This window comes from Citrobacter sp. ANG330, from assembly GCF_047467925.1.
Classification (GTDB): Bacteria; Pseudomonadota; Gammaproteobacteria; order Enterobacterales; family Enterobacteriaceae; genus Citrobacter_A; species Citrobacter_A amalonaticus_G.
Genome location: NZ_JASJUI010000001.1, coordinates 840,106 through 854,845, shown reverse-complemented (window position 1 = coordinate 854,845; position 14,740 = coordinate 840,106). Strand labels below are relative to the sequence as shown.

Annotated in this window: 13 protein-coding genes; 11 read left to right on the top strand and 2 right to left on the bottom strand. The window is 56.2% G+C overall.

Annotated features, from left to right (window positions below; all coding sequences use genetic code 11):
* The first annotated feature begins 1 nt into the window (after position 1).
* The 10 genes from nuoE to nuoN all read left to right on the top strand — a co-directional run bounded on the left by nuoE (position 2) and on the right by nuoN (position 12,161).
* A complete protein-coding gene (nuoE, locus tag QNN88_RS04255) occupies positions 2-502 on the top strand; it encodes an NADH-quinone oxidoreductase subunit NuoE (protein WP_046483003.1) in 501 nt (166 codons plus the stop codon).
* Positions 499-1,836 (top strand): NADH-quinone oxidoreductase subunit NuoF, encoded by a 1,338-nt coding sequence (nuoF, locus tag QNN88_RS04250; RefSeq protein ID WP_414239098.1) that lies wholly within the window; start codon positions 499-501, stop codon positions 1,834-1,836. Before nuoE ends, nuoF begins: the two co-directional genes overlap by 4 nt.
* 81 nt (positions 1,837-1,917) lie before the next feature.
* Entirely contained in the window at positions 1,918-4,644 is a 2,727-nt protein-coding gene (nuoG, locus tag QNN88_RS04245) for an NADH-quinone oxidoreductase subunit NuoG (protein WP_414239097.1), read from the top strand.
* Positions 4,641-5,618, top strand: coding sequence for an NADH-quinone oxidoreductase subunit NuoH (gene nuoH, locus QNN88_RS04240; protein ID WP_414239096.1), 978 nt, complete (start codon positions 4,641-4,643; stop codon positions 5,616-5,618). Before nuoG ends, nuoH begins: the two co-directional genes overlap by 4 nt.
* Before the next feature lie 14 nt (positions 5,619-5,632).
* Positions 5,633-6,175, top strand: coding sequence for an NADH-quinone oxidoreductase subunit NuoI (gene nuoI / locus QNN88_RS04235; RefSeq protein WP_005129470.1), 543 nt, complete (start codon positions 5,633-5,635; stop codon positions 6,173-6,175).
* 11 nt (positions 6,176-6,186) lie between these two features.
* On the top strand, positions 6,187-6,741 hold the full coding sequence (gene nuoJ, locus QNN88_RS04230; protein ID WP_414239095.1) for an NADH-quinone oxidoreductase subunit J: 555 nt from the start codon (positions 6,187-6,189) through the stop codon (positions 6,739-6,741).
* A complete protein-coding gene (gene nuoK, locus QNN88_RS04225) occupies positions 6,738-7,040 on the top strand; it encodes an NADH-quinone oxidoreductase subunit NuoK (protein WP_000612644.1) in 303 nt (100 codons plus the stop codon). The genes nuoJ and nuoK overlap by 4 nt, the downstream gene beginning before the upstream one ends.
* Complete coding sequence (gene nuoL, locus QNN88_RS04220) at positions 7,037-8,878, top strand: NADH-quinone oxidoreductase subunit L (protein WP_414239094.1); 1,842 nt, start codon at positions 7,037-7,039, stop codon at positions 8,876-8,878. The genes nuoK and nuoL overlap by 4 nt, the downstream gene beginning before the upstream one ends.
* 289 nt (positions 8,879-9,167) lie before the next feature.
* Positions 9,168-10,697: an NADH-quinone oxidoreductase subunit M gene (gene nuoM, locus QNN88_RS04215; protein ID WP_043000021.1), complete on the top strand. Its 1,530-nt coding sequence runs from the start codon at positions 9,168-9,170 to the stop codon at positions 10,695-10,697.
* A 6-nt stretch (positions 10,698-10,703) separates the two neighbouring features.
* A complete protein-coding gene (nuoN, locus tag QNN88_RS04210; protein WP_414239093.1) occupies positions 10,704-12,161 on the top strand; it encodes an NADH-quinone oxidoreductase subunit NuoN in 1,458 nt (485 codons plus the stop codon).
* A gap of 56 nt (positions 12,162-12,217) precedes the next feature.
* Here nuoN and QNN88_RS04205 read toward each other — a convergent pair whose 3' ends face one another.
* Entirely contained in the window at positions 12,218-13,222 is a 1,005-nt protein-coding gene (locus tag QNN88_RS04205) for a chemotaxis protein (protein ID WP_414239092.1), read from the bottom strand.
* Positions 13,223-13,285: 63 nt separating this feature from the next.
* The gene (gene rbn / locus QNN88_RS04200; RefSeq protein WP_414239091.1) at positions 13,286-14,203 is read right to left on the bottom strand and encodes a ribonuclease BN; all 918 of its coding nucleotides are present in this window, start codon (positions 14,201-14,203) and stop codon (positions 13,286-13,288) included.
* A 66-nt stretch (positions 14,204-14,269) separates the two neighbouring features.
* Between rbn and QNN88_RS04195 the strand changes: the two genes are divergently transcribed.
* Positions 14,270-14,731 carry a GNAT family N-acetyltransferase gene (locus tag QNN88_RS04195; protein WP_414239090.1) on the top strand — a complete coding sequence of 154 codons (462 nt, stop codon included), beginning with the start codon at positions 14,270-14,272 and terminating at the stop codon, positions 14,729-14,731.
* Positions 14,732-14,740 lie beyond the last annotated feature (9 nt).

The following is a 14,740-nucleotide window of genomic DNA, read 5'->3' as shown; positions in this document are numbered from 1 at the left end:
TATGCACGAGAATCAACAACCACAAACCGAGGCTTTTGAGCTGAGTGCGGCAGAGCGTGAAGCCATTGAGCACGAGAAGCACCACTACGAAGACCCGCGTGCGGCGTCCATTGAAGCGCTGAAAATCGTTCAGAAGCAGCGTGGCTGGGTGCCGGACGGTGCGATCCATGCGATTGCGGATGTGCTGGGGATCCCGGCAAGCGATGTCGAAGGTGTTGCGACGTTTTACAGCCAGATCTTCCGCCAGCCGGTAGGCCGCCACGTGATCCGCTATTGCGACAGCGTGGTGTGTCATATCAACGGTTACCAGGGGATTCAGGCTGCGCTGGAGAAAAAGCTCAACATCAAGCCGGGGCAGACGACCTTCGACGGTCGCTTTACGCTGCTGCCGACCTGTTGCCTTGGGAACTGCGATAAAGGGCCGAACATGATGATCGATGACGATACTCACGCTCACCTGACCCCGGAAGGCATTCCTGAACTGCTGGAGCGGTATAAATGAAAGACATTATCCGTACTCCCGAAACGCATCCGCTGACCTGGCGTCTGCGTGATGACAAACAGCCCGTGTGGCTGGACGAATACCGTAGCAAGAACGGCTACGAAGGCGCGCGTAAGGCGCTGACTGGTCTGTCCCCGGACGAGATCGTCAACCAGGTGAAAGACGCGGGTCTGAAAGGGCGCGGCGGCGCAGGCTTTTCTACCGGTCTGAAGTGGAGCCTGATGCCGAAAGATGAATCCATGAATATCCGTTACCTGCTGTGTAACGCCGATGAAATGGAGCCAGGCACCTATAAAGACCGTTTGTTGATGGAACAGTTGCCGCACCTGCTGGTGGAAGGCATGTTGATCTCCGCGTTCGCGCTGAAAGCGTACCGCGGCTACATCTTCCTGCGCGGTGAATACATTGAAGCCGCCGTGCATCTGCGTCGTGCGATTGCGGAAGCGACCGAAGCCGGTCTGCTCGGTAAAAACATCATGGGCACCGGTTTTGATTTCGAACTGTTTGTCCATACCGGGGCAGGGCGTTATATCTGCGGCGAAGAAACTGCGCTGATCAACTCCCTCGAAGGCCGTCGTGCTAACCCGCGTTCGAAGCCGCCGTTCCCGGCGACCTCCGGCGCCTGGGGTAAACCGACCTGCGTCAACAACGTGGAAACGCTGTGTAACGTTCCGGCTATCCTCGCTAACGGCGTGGAGTGGTACCAGAATATTTCGAAGAGCAAAGATGCTGGCACCAAGCTGATGGGCTTCTCCGGTCGCGTGAAGAATCCGGGACTGTGGGAACTGCCGTTTGGCACCACCGCGCGCGAGATCCTCGAAGATTACGCGGGCGGCATGCGCGACGGGCTGAAGTTTAAAGCCTGGCAGCCGGGCGGTGCGGGAACCGACTTCCTGACCGAAGCGCACCTCGATTTACCGATGGAATTTGAGAGCATTGGTAAAGCCGGAAGCCGTCTGGGTACCGCGCTGGCGATGGCGGTTGACCACGAGATAGGCATGGTGCCGCTGGTGCGTAACCTCGAAGAGTTCTTTGCCCGTGAATCGTGCGGATGGTGTACGCCGTGCCGTGACGGTCTGCCGTGGAGCGTAAAAATTCTGCGTGCGCTGGAGCGCGGCGAAGGCCAGCCTGGGGATATCGAGACACTTGAGCAACTGTGTCGTTTCCTCGGACCGGGTAAAACCTTCTGTGCACACGCACCGGGTGCGGTTGAGCCGTTACAGAGCGCCATTAAATATTTCCGCGAAGAATTCGAAGCTGGCATCAAGCAGTCGTTCAGCAATACCCACTCGATTGGTGGGATTCAACCGAACCTGCTGAAAGAGCGCTGGTAATTGCGGGTTTACCCCTGCATCGCGATAAGTCATTCGATTAACGCTTAGTCTCTGACTAAGACAACTGGAAGCATGCTGACTATGGCTACGATTCATGTAGACGGCAAAGAATATGAGGTTAACGGAGCGGACAACCTGTTAGAAGCTTGTCTGTCCCTTGGCCTTGATATTCCGTACTTTTGCTGGCATCCGGCGCTGGGAAGCGTTGGTGCTTGCCGCCAGTGTGCGGTGAAGCAATACCAAAACGCGGAAGATACGCGTGGTCGCCTGGTGATGTCTTGTATGACACCGGCCACCGAAGGCACCTTTATTTCCATTGACGACGAAGAAGCAAAACAGTTCCGTGAAAGCGTGGTGGAGTGGTTGATGACCAACCACCCGCACGATTGTCCGGTTTGTGAAGAGGGCGGTAACTGCCATCTTCAGGATATGACCGTGATGACCGGGCACAGCTTCCGTCGTTACCGTTTCACCAAGCGTACCCACCGCAATCAGGATCTGGGGCCGTTCATTTCTCACGAAATGAACCGCTGCATCGCCTGCTACCGTTGCGTGCGTTACTACAAAGATTATGCAGACGGTCAGGATCTCGGCGTGTATGGCGCGCACGATAACGTCTACTTTGGTCGTCCGGAAGACGGTACGCTTGAAAGCGAATTTTCCGGTAACCTGGTGGAAATCTGCCCGACCGGCGTATTCACCGATAAAACGCATTCCGAACGCTATAACCGTAAATGGGACATGCAGTTTGCGCCGAGCATCTGCCAGCAGTGTTCCATTGGCTGTAACATCAGCCCGGGAGAGCGTTACGGCGAACTGCGTCGTATCGAAAACCGCTATAACGGGACCGTTAACCACTACTTCCTCTGCGACCGCGGTCGTTTTGGCTATGGTTATGTGAACCTGAAAGATCGTCCGCGTCAGCCAGTACAGCGCCGTGGCGATGACCTGATCACTCTTAACGCCGAACAGGCAATGCAGGGTGCGGCGGATATTCTGCGTCAGTCGAAGAAAGTGATTGGTATTGGTTCTCCGCGCGCCAGCGTTGAGAGCAACTTCGCGTTGCGTGAACTGGTCGGGGCGGAAAACTTCTATACCGGGATTGCTCAGTCCGAGCAGGAACGTCTGCAACTGGCACTGAAAGTGCTGCGTGAAGGTGGGGTGCATACGCCTGCGCTGCGCGATATCGAATCTTACGATGCGGTGCTGGTGCTGGGCGAAGACATCACGCAGACCGGGGCTCGCGTTGCCCTGGCCGTGCGCCAGGCGGTGAAAGGGAAAGCACGCGAAATGGCCGCGGCACAGAAAGTGGCCGACTGGCAAATTGCGGCGATCCTCAACATTGGTCAGCGCGCGAAGCATCCGCTTTTCGTGACCAACGTGGATAACACCCGTCTGGACGATATCGCGGCCTGGACCTACCGTGCGCCGGTTGAAGATCAGGCGCGTTTAGGTTTCGCGATTGCCCATGCGCTGGACAACAAGGCGCCAGCCGTTGACGGCATCAGCAGCGATCTGCAAAACAAAATCGACGTGATCGTTCAGGCGCTGGCCGGGGCGAAGAAACCACTGATTATTTCCGGCACCAACGCCGGCAGCGCGGAAGTGATTCAGGCGGCTGCCAACGTGGCGAAAGCGCTGAAAGGTCGTGGTGCTGACGTCGGCATCACGATGATTACCCGTTCGGTGAACAGTATGGGTCTGGGCATTATGGGCGGTGGTTCGCTCGACGATGCGCTGACCGAGCTGGAAACTGGCCGCGCTGATGCGGTGGTCGTGCTGGAAAACGATCTGCATCGTCATGCTTCTGCGGTGCGCGTCAACGCTGCACTGGCAAAAGCGCCGCTGGTAATGGTGGTTGACCATCAGCGTACGGCGATCATGGAAAACGCCCATCTGGTGCTTTCCGCCGCCAGCTTTGCCGAAAGCGACGGTACGGTCATCAACAACGAAGGCCGCGCTCAGCGTTTCTTCCAGGTTTACGATCCGGCGTACTACGACAGCAACACCATTATGCTGGAAAGCTGGCGCTGGTTGCATTCGCTGCACAGCACCGTACAGAACCGCGAAGTGGACTGGACGCAGCTTGACCACGTGATCGACGCTGTTGCAGCCGCGATGCCTGAACTGGCCGGTATTAAAAATGCTGCGCCGGATGCCACTTTCCGCATTCGTGGACAGAAACTGGCGCGTGAGCCGCACCGTTACAGCGGTCGTACGGCGATGCGCGCGAACATCAGCGTTCACGAACCGCGTCAGCCGCAGGATAAAGACACGATGTTTGCCTTCTCAATGGAAGGGAACAACCAGCCGTCTGCGCCGCGTTCACAGATTCCATTTGCCTGGGCGCCAGGCTGGAACTCTCCACAGGCGTGGAACAAGTTCCAGGATGAAGTGGGCGGGAAACTGCGCCATGGCGATCCGGGCGTGCGTCTGATTGAAGCCTCAGAGGGCGGTCTGGATTACTTCACGACGGTTCCTGAAAGCTTCCAGGCTCAGGACGGTCAGTGGCGTATCGCGCCGTACTACCATCTGTTTGGTAGCGACGAATTGTCCCAGCGTGCACCGGTCTTCCAGAGCCGCATGCCGCAACCGTACATCAAACTCAACCCGGCCGATGCCGCGAAGTTGGGTGTGAATGCCGGTACCCGCGTCTCCTTTAGCTACGATGGCAATACGGTCACGCTGCCGGTTGAAATCGCCGAAGGGCTGACGGCAGGGCAGGTTGGCTTGCCGATGGGCATGCCGGGCATTGCCCCTGTTCTGGCGGGTGCGCGTCTTGAGGATCTGCAGGAGGCACAACAATGAGTTGGATTACACCGGATCTGATTGAAATCCTGCTGACCATCCTCAAAGCGGTGGTGATTCTGCTGGTGGTGGTCACCTGCGGGGCATTCATGAGCTTTGGCGAACGTCGTCTGCTGGGTCTGTTCCAGAACCGTTACGGACCGAACCGTGTAGGCTGGGGCGGTTCGCTCCAGCTGGTCGCGGACATGATCAAGATGTTCTTTAAAGAAGACTGGATCCCGAAATTCTCGGACCGCGTCATCTTTACTCTTGCGCCGATGATCGCCTTTACCTCACTGCTGCTGGCGTTTGCCATCGTGCCGGTGAGTCCGGGTTGGGTGGTTGCGGATCTGAACATCGGGATTTTGTTCTTCCTGATGATGGCGGGTCTGGCGGTGTATGCGGTGCTGTTCGCCGGTTGGTCGAGCAACAACAAATACTCGCTGCTGGGGGCAATGCGTGCGTCTGCGCAGACGCTCAGCTACGAAGTGTTCCTCGGGCTTTCCCTGATGGGCGTGGTGGCGCAGGCTGGTTCATTCAATATGACCGACATCGTCAACAACCAGGCTGATATCTGGAACGTTATTCCGCAGTTCTTTGGTTTTGTCACCTTCGCTATCGCGGGCGTGGCGGTGTGTCACCGTCATCCGTTTGACCAGCCGGAAGCCGAGCAGGAACTGGCCGATGGTTACCACATTGAATACTCCGGGATGAAATTCGGTCTGTTCTTTGTGGGTGAGTACATCGGTATCGTCACCATTTCTGCGCTGATGGTTACCCTGTTCTTCGGTGGCTGGCAGGGCCCGTTCTTACCGCCATTCATCTGGTTCGCGATTAAAACCGCGTTCTTCATGATGATGTTCATTTTGATTCGTGCGTCGTTACCGCGTCCTCGTTATGACCAGGTAATGTCCTTCGGCTGGAAGATCTGCCTGCCGCTGACGCTCATCAACTTGCTGGTAACGGCGGCTGTCATTCTCTGGCAGGCGCAATAAGGGACACAAAGACCATGACCTTAAAAGAATTGTTAGTAGGCTTCGGCACCCAGGTACGCAGTATCTGGATGATCGGCCTGCATGCGTTCGCCAAACGCGAAACGCAGATGTACCCGGAAGAGCCGGTCTATCTCCCGCCCCGTTTTCGTGGTCGCATTGTTCTGACGCGCGACCCGGACGGCGAGGAGCGCTGCGTTGCCTGTAACCTGTGTGCCGTAGCGTGTCCGGTAGGCTGTATCTCTCTGCAAAAAGCAGAGACCAAAGACGGTCGCTGGTATCCGGAGTTTTTCCGCATTAACTTCTCACGCTGCATTTTCTGCGGTCTGTGCGAAGAAGCCTGTCCAACAACCGCGATTCAGCTTACGCCAGATTTCGAACTGGGTGAGTATAAGCGCCAGGATCTGGTTTACGAGAAAGAGGATCTGCTTATCTCCGGTCCGGGCAAATACCCGGAATATAACTTCTACCGGATGGCAGGTATGGCAATCGACGGCAAAGATAAGGGCGAAGCAGAGAACGAAGCCAAGCCTATCGACGTCAAGAGCCTGTTACCGTAAGGAGAGGGGCAATGGAGTTCGCTTTTTATATCTGTGGCCTGGTCGCCATTCTCGCAACCTTGCGGGTGATCACCCATACCAATCCGGTGCACGCGCTGCTGTACCTGATTATTTCGCTGCTGGCGATTTCCGGGGTGTTCTTCTCGCTGGGCGCTTACTTCGCAGGTGCGCTGGAAATCATCGTTTACGCGGGCGCCATTATGGTGCTGTTCGTGTTCGTGGTCATGATGCTCAACCTTGGCGGTTCGGAAATCGAACAGGAACGTCAGTGGCTGAAACCTCAGGTGTGGATTGGCCCGGCGATTCTGTCGGCCATCATGCTGGCGGTGATCATCTACGCCATTCTGGGCGTCAACGATCAGGGTATCGACGGTACGCCAATTAGCGCGAAAGCGGTCGGTATTACGCTGTTCGGGCCTTATGTCCTGGCGGTTGAACTGGCTTCGATGCTGCTGCTGGCCGGTCTGGTCGTCGCCTTCCACGTTGGACGCGAAGAGCGTTCGGGTGAAGTGCTGAGCAACCGTAAAGACGACAGCGCGAAAAGAAAAACGGAGGAGCACGCATGATCCCCTTACAACATGGACTGATCCTCGCTGCGATTTTATTCGTTCTGGGTTTAACCGGTCTGGTTATCCGCCGCAATCTGCTGTTTATGCTGATTGGGCTGGAAATCATGATTAACGCTTCCGCGCTGGCCTTTGTCGTCGCCGGTAGCTACTGGGGCCAGACCGATGGTCAGGTGATGTATATTCTCGCCATCAGCCTTGCGGCTGCAGAAGCGAGCATCGGCCTTGCGCTGTTGCTGCAACTTCATCGCCGTCGCCAGAACCTGAACATCGATTCAGTAAGTGAGATGCGTGGATGAACATGCTTGCCTTAACTATCATTCTGCCATTGATTGGCTTTGTCCTGCTGGCGTTCTCTCGCGGCCGCTGGTCAGAAAACCTCTCCGCAACCGTAGGCGTGGGTTCTATCGGTCTGGCGGCGTTGGTCACGGCGTTTGTCGGCGTTGATTTCTTCGCTAACGGTAAGCAGGCGTTCAGCCAGCCGCTGTGGACGTGGATGTCCGTCGGTGACTTCAACATTGGTTTCAATCTGGTGCTGGACGGCCTGTCGCTGACCATGCTTTCCGTGGTAACCGGTGTCGGCTTCCTGATCCACATGTTCGCCTCCTGGTACATGCGTGGTGAAGAGGGATACTCCCGCTTCTTCGCGTATACCAACCTGTTTATCGCCAGCATGGTGGTTCTGGTGCTGTCCGATAACCTGCTGTTGATGTACCTCGGCTGGGAAGGCGTGGGCCTGTGCTCTTATCTGCTGATCGGTTTCTACTACACCGATCCGAAGAATGGCGCAGCGGCAATGAAAGCGTTCGTCGTAACCCGTGTGGGTGACGTGTTCCTCGCGTTCGCTCTGTTCATTCTGTACAACGAGCTGGGCACGCTGAACTTCCGCGAAATGGTTGAACTGGCGCCGGCGCATTTTGAAGCCGGTAATAACATGCTGACCTGGGCGACGCTGATGCTGCTCGGTGGCGCGGTCGGTAAATCGGCTCAGTTGCCGTTGCAAACCTGGCTGGCCGACGCGATGGCGGGCCCGACGCCTGTCTCCGCGCTCATCCACGCCGCGACAATGGTGACCGCAGGCGTTTACCTGATTGCCCGTACGCATGGCCTGTTCCTGATGACGCCGGAAATTCTGCATCTGGTCGGTATCGTCGGTGCGGTGACGCTGGTGATGGCTGGTTTTGCGGCACTGGTACAGACCGACATCAAACGCGTACTCGCTTACTCCACCATGAGCCAGATTGGCTACATGTTCCTGGCGCTGGGCGTTCAGGCGTGGGATGCGGCGATTTTCCACCTGATGACGCACGCCTTCTTTAAAGCGTTGCTGTTCCTGGCGTCCGGCTCCGTCATTCTGGCCTGCCATCACGAACAGAACATCTTCAAGATGGGTGGTCTGCGTAAATCCATTCCGCTGGTTTATCTTTGCTTCCTGGTCGGTGGCGCGGCGCTGTCGGCACTGCCGCTGATTACCGCTGGCTTCTTCAGTAAGGATGAGATTCTGGCCGGCGCGATGGCGAATGGTCATATCAATCTGATGGTGGCAGGTCTGGTCGGTGCGTTTATGACCTCCTTGTACACCTTCCGTATGATTTTCATCGTGTTCCACGGTAAAGAACAAATTCACGCGCATGCAGGGAAGGGGATTACTCACCACCTGCCGCTGATTGTCCTGATGATCCTGTCCACTTTTGTTGGTGCGCTGATTGTGCCGCCGCTACAGGGTGTACTGCCACAGACAACTGAACTTGCGCATGGCCGCGTGATGACCCTGGAAATTACCTCTGGCGTGGTAGCGATTGCGGGCATCCTGATTGCCGCATGGTTGTGGCTGGGTAAACGTACTCTGGTGACCTCAATTGCCAACAGTGCGCCGGGCCGCCTGCTGGGGACCTGGTGGTATAACGCCTGGGGCTTCGACTGGCTGTACGATAAAGTGTTCGTTAAGCCGTTCCTCGGCGTCGCCTGGCTGCTTAAACGCGATCCGCTCAATGCGCTGATGAACGTACCGGCAATCCTTTCCCGCTTCGCAGGCAAAGGCCTGCTGTTCAGCGAGAACGGTTATCTGCGCTGGTATGTCGCGTCAATGAGCATTGGTGCGGTTGTCGTGCTGGCACTGCTGATGGTACTGCGTTGAGTTTGCGGGTCGGGATTATGCCCGGTGGCACTGTGCTTACCGGGCCTACGAGACCGTAGGTCGGTTAAGCATTAGTGCCGCCCGACACAACAAACCCAAAAATAATTTTTAGAATTCGTTGAAAATCTGTTCCTGATGTACAGGCGTCATCGGCGAAGTCAGACCGGAGACCGCCAGCGCAGAGCAACCGGAGCGTACTGAAATACGTGAGGATTGTGAGCACTGCCGGGATTTGGGCTGACGAGTGAGATAGCCTGAGCAGGAGTAAATATAAGGGACATACTTAGCTATGTTATTACCCTGGTTGATACTAATCCCCTTTATCGGTGGCTTCCTGTGCTGGCAGACCGAACGCTTTGGCGTGAAGGTGCCGCGCTGGATCGCGCTGATCACCATGGGACTGACGCTCGCGCTTGGCCTGCAACTGTGGCTACAGGGCGGTTATTCGCTGACGCAGTCTGCTGGCATTCCGCAGTGGCAGTCTGAATTTGTTCTGCCGTGGATCCCGCGCTTTGGCATCTCGATTCATCTGGCAATCGACGGTTTATCGCTGCTGATGGTGGTGCTGACCGGTCTGCTCGGCGTTCTGGCGGTACTTTGCTCCTGGCGAGAAATCGAAAAATACCAGGGCTTCTTCCACCTGAACCTGATGTGGATCCTGGGCGGCGTGATCGGTGTGTTCCTTGCCATCGACATGTTCCTGTTCTTCTTCTTCTGGGAAATGATGCTGGTGCCGATGTACTTCCTGATCGCGCTGTGGGGCCACAAGGCGTCCGACGGTAAAACGCGTATCACGGCGGCAACCAAGTTCTTCATTTACACCCAGGCGAGCGGGCTGGTAATGCTGATTGCCATTCTGGCGCTGGTGTTCGTTCACCACAATGCGACCGGCGTGTGGACCTTCAACTATGAAGACTTGCTGAAAACCCCGATGTCGCACGGTGTTGAATATCTGCTGATGCTGGGCTTCTTCATCGCGTTTGCGGTGAAAATGCCGGTGGTTCCGCTGCATGGCTGGCTGCCGGACGCACACTCCCAGGCACCGACCGCAGGTTCCGTTGACCTCGCCGGTATTTTGCTGAAAACCGCGGCCTATGGTCTGCTGCGCTTCTCCCTGCCGCTGTTCCCGAACGCGTCGGCGGAGTTCGCGCCTATCGCGATGTGGCTTGGCGTCATCGGTATCTTCTACGGTGCGTGGATGGCGTTCACGCAGTACGACATCAAACGTCTGATTGCTTACACCTCCGTTTCCCACATGGGCTTCGTGCTGATTGCCATCTACACCGGTAGCCAGCTGGCGTACCAGGGCGCGGTGATTCAGATGATTGCGCACGGCCTGTCCGCTGCGGGTCTGTTCATTCTGTGTGGTCAACTGTACGAACGTCTGCACACCCGTGATATGCGTATGATGGGCGGCCTGTGGGGCAAAATGAAATGGTTGCCGGCGCTGTCGATGTTCTTCGCCGTGGCGACGCTCGGTATGCCGGGCACCGGTAACTTCGTTGGCGAATTTATGATCCTGTTCGGCAGCTACCAGGTGGTTCCGGTCATCACCGTGATTTCGACCTTTGGTCTGGTGTTTGCTTCTGTTTACTCGCTGGCGATGCTGCATCGCGCTTACTTCGGTAAGGCGAAGAGCCAGATTGCACAGCAAGAACTGCCAGGGATGTCGCTGCGCGAGCTGTTTATCATCCTGTTGCTGGTCGTGCTTCTGGTACTGCTTGGCTTCTATCCGCAGCCGATTCTGGATACTTCGCATTCTGCGATGAGCAACATCCAGCAGTGGTTTGTTAATTCCGTTACTACTACAAGGCCGTAAATCGCCATGACAATAACTCCACAACACCTGATTGCGCTGCTACCGCTGCTGATCGTCGGCTTGACGGTGGTGGTTGTGATGCTCTCCATTGCGTGGCGACGCAATCACTTCCTCAATGCCACGCTGTCGGTCATTGGGCTTAACGCCGCGCTGGTTTCGCTCTGGTTTGTAGGCCAGGCTGGCGCGATGGACGTCACCCCGCTGATGCGGGTTGACGGTTTCGCGATGCTTTACACCGGGCTGGTTCTGCTGGCGAGTCTGGCGACCTGCACCTTTGCCTATCCGTGGCTGGAAGGTTATGACGATAACCGCGAAGAGTTCTACCTGCTGGTGCTGATTGCCGCGTTGGGTGGCATTCTGCTGGCGAACGCCAACCATCTGGCGGCGCTGTTCCTGGGTATCGAACTGATCTCCCTGCCGCTGTTTGGTCTGGTGGGCTACGCGTTCCGTCAGAAACGTTCGCTGGAAGCCAGTATCAAGTACACCATTCTGTCTGCCGCCGCGTCTTCTTTCCTGCTGTTCGGTATGGCGCTGGTGTATGCGCAGTCTGGCAACCTGTCGTATGTCGCGCTCGGTAAGAGCCTTGGCGACGGTATGCTGAACGAACCGCTGTTGCTGGCGGGCTTCGGGATGATGATTGTTGGTCTGGGCTTTAAACTCTCTCTGGTGCCGTTCCACCTGTGGACGCCAGACGTTTACCAGGGCGCACCGGCTCCGGTTTCTACTTTCCTGGCGACAGCGAGCAAAATCGCTATCTTCGGCGTGGTAATGCGTCTGTTCCTGTATGCGCCGGTTGGCGACAGCGAAGCGGTTCGCGTGGTGCTGGGCGTGATTGCCTTTGCTTCGATCATCTTCGGTAACCTGATGGCGCTGAGCCAGACCAACATTAAGCGTCTGCTGGGTTACTCGTCTATCTCTCACCTCGGCTATCTGTTGGTGGCGCTGATCGCTCTGCAGAGCGGCGAGATGTCGATGGAAGCGGTCGGCGTTTATCTTGCCGGTTATCTGTTCAGCAGCCTCGGCGCGTTCGGCGTGGTCAGCCTGATGTCCAGCCCGTACCGTGGTCCGGATGCTGATTCTCTGTTCTCCTACCGTGGGCTGTTCTGGCATCGTCCGATTCTCGCGGCGGTGATGACGGTGATGATGCTGTCTCTGGCGGGTATCCCGATGACGCTGGGCTTTATCGGTAAATTCTACGTGCTGGCAGTTGGTGTCCAGGCGCATCTGTGGTGGCTGGTTGCCGCGGTTGTCGTCGGTTCCGCGATTGGTTTGTACTACTACCTGCGCGTGGCCGTGAGCCTGTACCTGAGCGCGCCGCAGCAGCTAAACCGCGATGCGCCGTCTAACTGGCAGTACAGTGCAGGCGGTATTGTGGTACTGATCTCCGCGCTGCTGGTGCTGGTGCTGGGTATCTACCCGCAGCCGCTGATCAGTATTGTGCAGTTAGCTGCCCCGCTGATGTAAGCGACAAGCAAAAACGAAAACCCGCTTCGGCGGGTTTTTTTATGGGTGAAGAATTTTCAGGCAATCAACTGACGGCTGACCAGCGGGCCGCTGATGTTTTGCGCCGCGCGGTCCATTACTTCCTGAATAACGGATGACAGTTCATTCACTTCAAATTTCGCCACGTAGCCATCGGCTTTCACTTTGCGGACGTGATCTTCGTTGGCACTGCCGGAAAGAGAAGAGTGGATCACCACCGGAATTTTCTTCAGCCGCTCATCGGTTTTGATTTTTCGGGTCAGGGTAAAGCCATCCATCTCCGGCATTTCGAGGTCGGTTAACACCAGCGCGATCTTCTCGCTAATCGCTTTGCCTTCCGCTTCCGCTTCCTGTGCCAGTTGCTGAATTTTGTCCCATGCATCTTTACCGGTGACGTGCATTTGATGGGGTATGTCCATGGCCGTCAACCCTTTCTCCAGCATCGCACGGGCTACGCGAGAGTCTTCTGCAACAATAGCCACGGCGCCGGGGGTGATGTTGAACTTATTGGTTTTAAGTTCCGTTGCGCGCAGATCGTGATTCGACGGCACGATGTCATACAGGATCTGTTCTACGTCGAGCACCAGCGCCAGATTGTTAGTCTCTTTGTCTTCATCCAGACAGGCGATGCTGGTGATGTAACGACCATTCACCGCTTTCTCAGCGGTATGCACCTGCTTCCAGTCCAGACGCATGATGTTTTCAACCGACTCAACGGCGAAAGCCTGCACGCTGCGGGCGTACTCGGTGATCAGCAAAATATTTAGTCCATTCTCCGGCTTGCAGCCGGCGACGGCGGGGAGATCAATGACCGGAATCACCTGATCGCGAATATTGACCATGCCGAGCAGCGGCGCCTTCATCCCTGCAGGTCGGGTGAACGTCGGCATCGGTACAATTTCACGCAGCTTGAACACGTTAATGCCAAACAGCTCAGACTTCTGTTCGTTCAGGGAGGTCCCAAGACGAAACAGCAGCAGTTCAAAGCGGTTGGACAGGGTCAGATTCGCCCTGTCATCGATATCTTTCTGGAAATTATCCATTCTGTCCTCAGTGTGAATACTGCGTTTTTACTGTTATCGGCACTGAGGGCAAAAAGTGGAGCGCTAAACCGTGAAAATGGCGAAATCGTCGGCCAGTTCGGTGGCGGGGAAAATGGCGCGGCACTCCGCCAAAAGCCGCTGACAGCCGGTTTCATCATAGCGTGAGCTGACATGCGTCATAATGAGTTTACCGACGCCAGCTTCTCGCGCCAGCAGCGCCGCCTGGCGGGTTGAACTGTGTCCCCGACTGTTGGCTTTCTCCTCCATTGAAGCATCCAGCGTGGTTTCATGCACCATGACGTCAACACTTTTTGCCAGTTCGAGCGCTGACGCGCAGGGGGCGGTATCACCGAAAATCGCCACCTTTTTGCCAGGCGTCGCCGGGGCAAGAAAATCAGCGCCGCGTATCACGCTGCCGTCTTCGAGCGTGACCGTTTGACCGGCTTTCAGCGCCTGGAACCAGGGGCCAGGTTTCACGCCAGCAGTTTTGAGCGCTTTCGCATCCAGTGCGCCGGGTTTGTCATGCTCCTCAACCCGAAAACCATAGCATTCCAGCGGGTGCTCAAGCGGGTATGCGGTCACTTTACGCAGCCCGTCATCGAGTATTTCTCCTGCTGAGATTTCAATAATCTCCAGCGGATAATCGGTCCAGGAACCGCTCAGTCGCAGGGCGGTTTGCGTAAATTCGCGTAGCCCTTTTGGACCGTATAGCGTCAGCGGATGAGCATTACCCGCCATCGAACGACTGCACAGTAAACCCGGTAAACCGAACAGATGATCGCCATGCAAATGGCTAATGAAAATGCGCTCAATTTTGCCGGGATGATGCGGCGTACTCAACATCTGATGCTGGGTGCCTTCGCCGCAGTCAAACAGCCACAGCGCCGGCTGCGTTGGATGCTGATGATGCAGCAAAATGGCCGTCACGTTACGTGCACGTGTGGGAACGCCTGCTGAGGTGCCTAAAAAGAGAAATTCCATTATTTCATTACACTTTTGCAAAATATTCTGGCTAGTATAAAACGTTTATGGAGAAAGGAGCGCACGATGATTACCTGGCAAGATTTGCATCATTCGGAATTGACCGTCCCTCAGCTTTATGCGCTGTTAAAACTGCGCTGCGCGGTGTTTGTCGTGGAACAGAACTGCCCTTATCTTGATGTGGACGGCGACGACCTGGTGGGTGAAAACCGCCATATCCTCGGCTGGCATGAGGGGGAACTGGTGGCGTATGCGAGGATTCTGAAAAGTGCCGAAGATCTGGAACCTGTCGTGATTGGACGGGTGATCGTCAGTGAAGCGCTACGCGGTGAAAAGCTGGGTCAACATTTAATGGCGCAGGTGCTGGCATCCTGTCAGCAACACTGGCCGGAAAAGGCGCTGTATCTGGGGGCGCAGGCACACTTGCAGGCTTTCTATGGTCGATTCGGCTTTACACCGGTGACCGACGTGTATGAGGAAGATGGTATTCCGCATATTGGCATGGCGCGCGAGGTCGTTCAGGCGTAATCCCGCGTC

Excerpts from the sequence above, each read along its gene's own strand:
- QNN88_RS04195 (WP_414239090.1), top strand. The coding sequence starts at position 14,270 with ATGATTACCTGGCAAGATTTGCATCATTCGGAATTGACCGTCCCTCAG.
- nuoK (WP_000612644.1), top strand. The coding sequence starts at position 6,738 with ATGATCCCCTTACAACATGGACTGATCCTCGCTGCGATTTTATTCGTT.
- nuoL (WP_414239094.1), top strand. The coding sequence starts at position 7,037 with ATGAACATGCTTGCCTTAACTATCATTCTGCCATTGATTGGCTTTGTC.
- rbn (WP_414239091.1), bottom strand. The coding sequence starts at position 14,203 with ATGGAATTTCTCTTTTTAGGCACCTCAGCAGGCGTTCCCACACGTGCA.
- nuoI (WP_005129470.1), top strand. The coding sequence starts at position 5,633 with ATGACCTTAAAAGAATTGTTAGTAGGCTTCGGCACCCAGGTACGCAGT.
- nuoH (WP_414239096.1), top strand. The coding sequence starts at position 4,641 with ATGAGTTGGATTACACCGGATCTGATTGAAATCCTGCTGACCATCCTC.
- nuoN (WP_414239093.1), top strand. The coding sequence starts at position 10,704 with ATGACAATAACTCCACAACACCTGATTGCGCTGCTACCGCTGCTGATC.
- nuoE (WP_046483003.1), top strand. The coding sequence starts at position 2 with ATGCACGAGAATCAACAACCACAAACCGAGGCTTTTGAGCTGAGTGCG.
- QNN88_RS04205 (WP_414239092.1), bottom strand. The coding sequence starts at position 13,222 with ATGGATAATTTCCAGAAAGATATCGATGACAGGGCGAATCTGACCCTG.
- nuoJ (WP_414239095.1), top strand. The coding sequence starts at position 6,187 with ATGGAGTTCGCTTTTTATATCTGTGGCCTGGTCGCCATTCTCGCAACC.
- nuoM (WP_043000021.1), top strand. The coding sequence starts at position 9,168 with ATGTTATTACCCTGGTTGATACTAATCCCCTTTATCGGTGGCTTCCTG.
- nuoF (WP_414239098.1), top strand. The coding sequence starts at position 499 with ATGAAAGACATTATCCGTACTCCCGAAACGCATCCGCTGACCTGGCGT.
- nuoG (WP_414239097.1), top strand. The coding sequence starts at position 1,918 with ATGGCTACGATTCATGTAGACGGCAAAGAATATGAGGTTAACGGAGCG.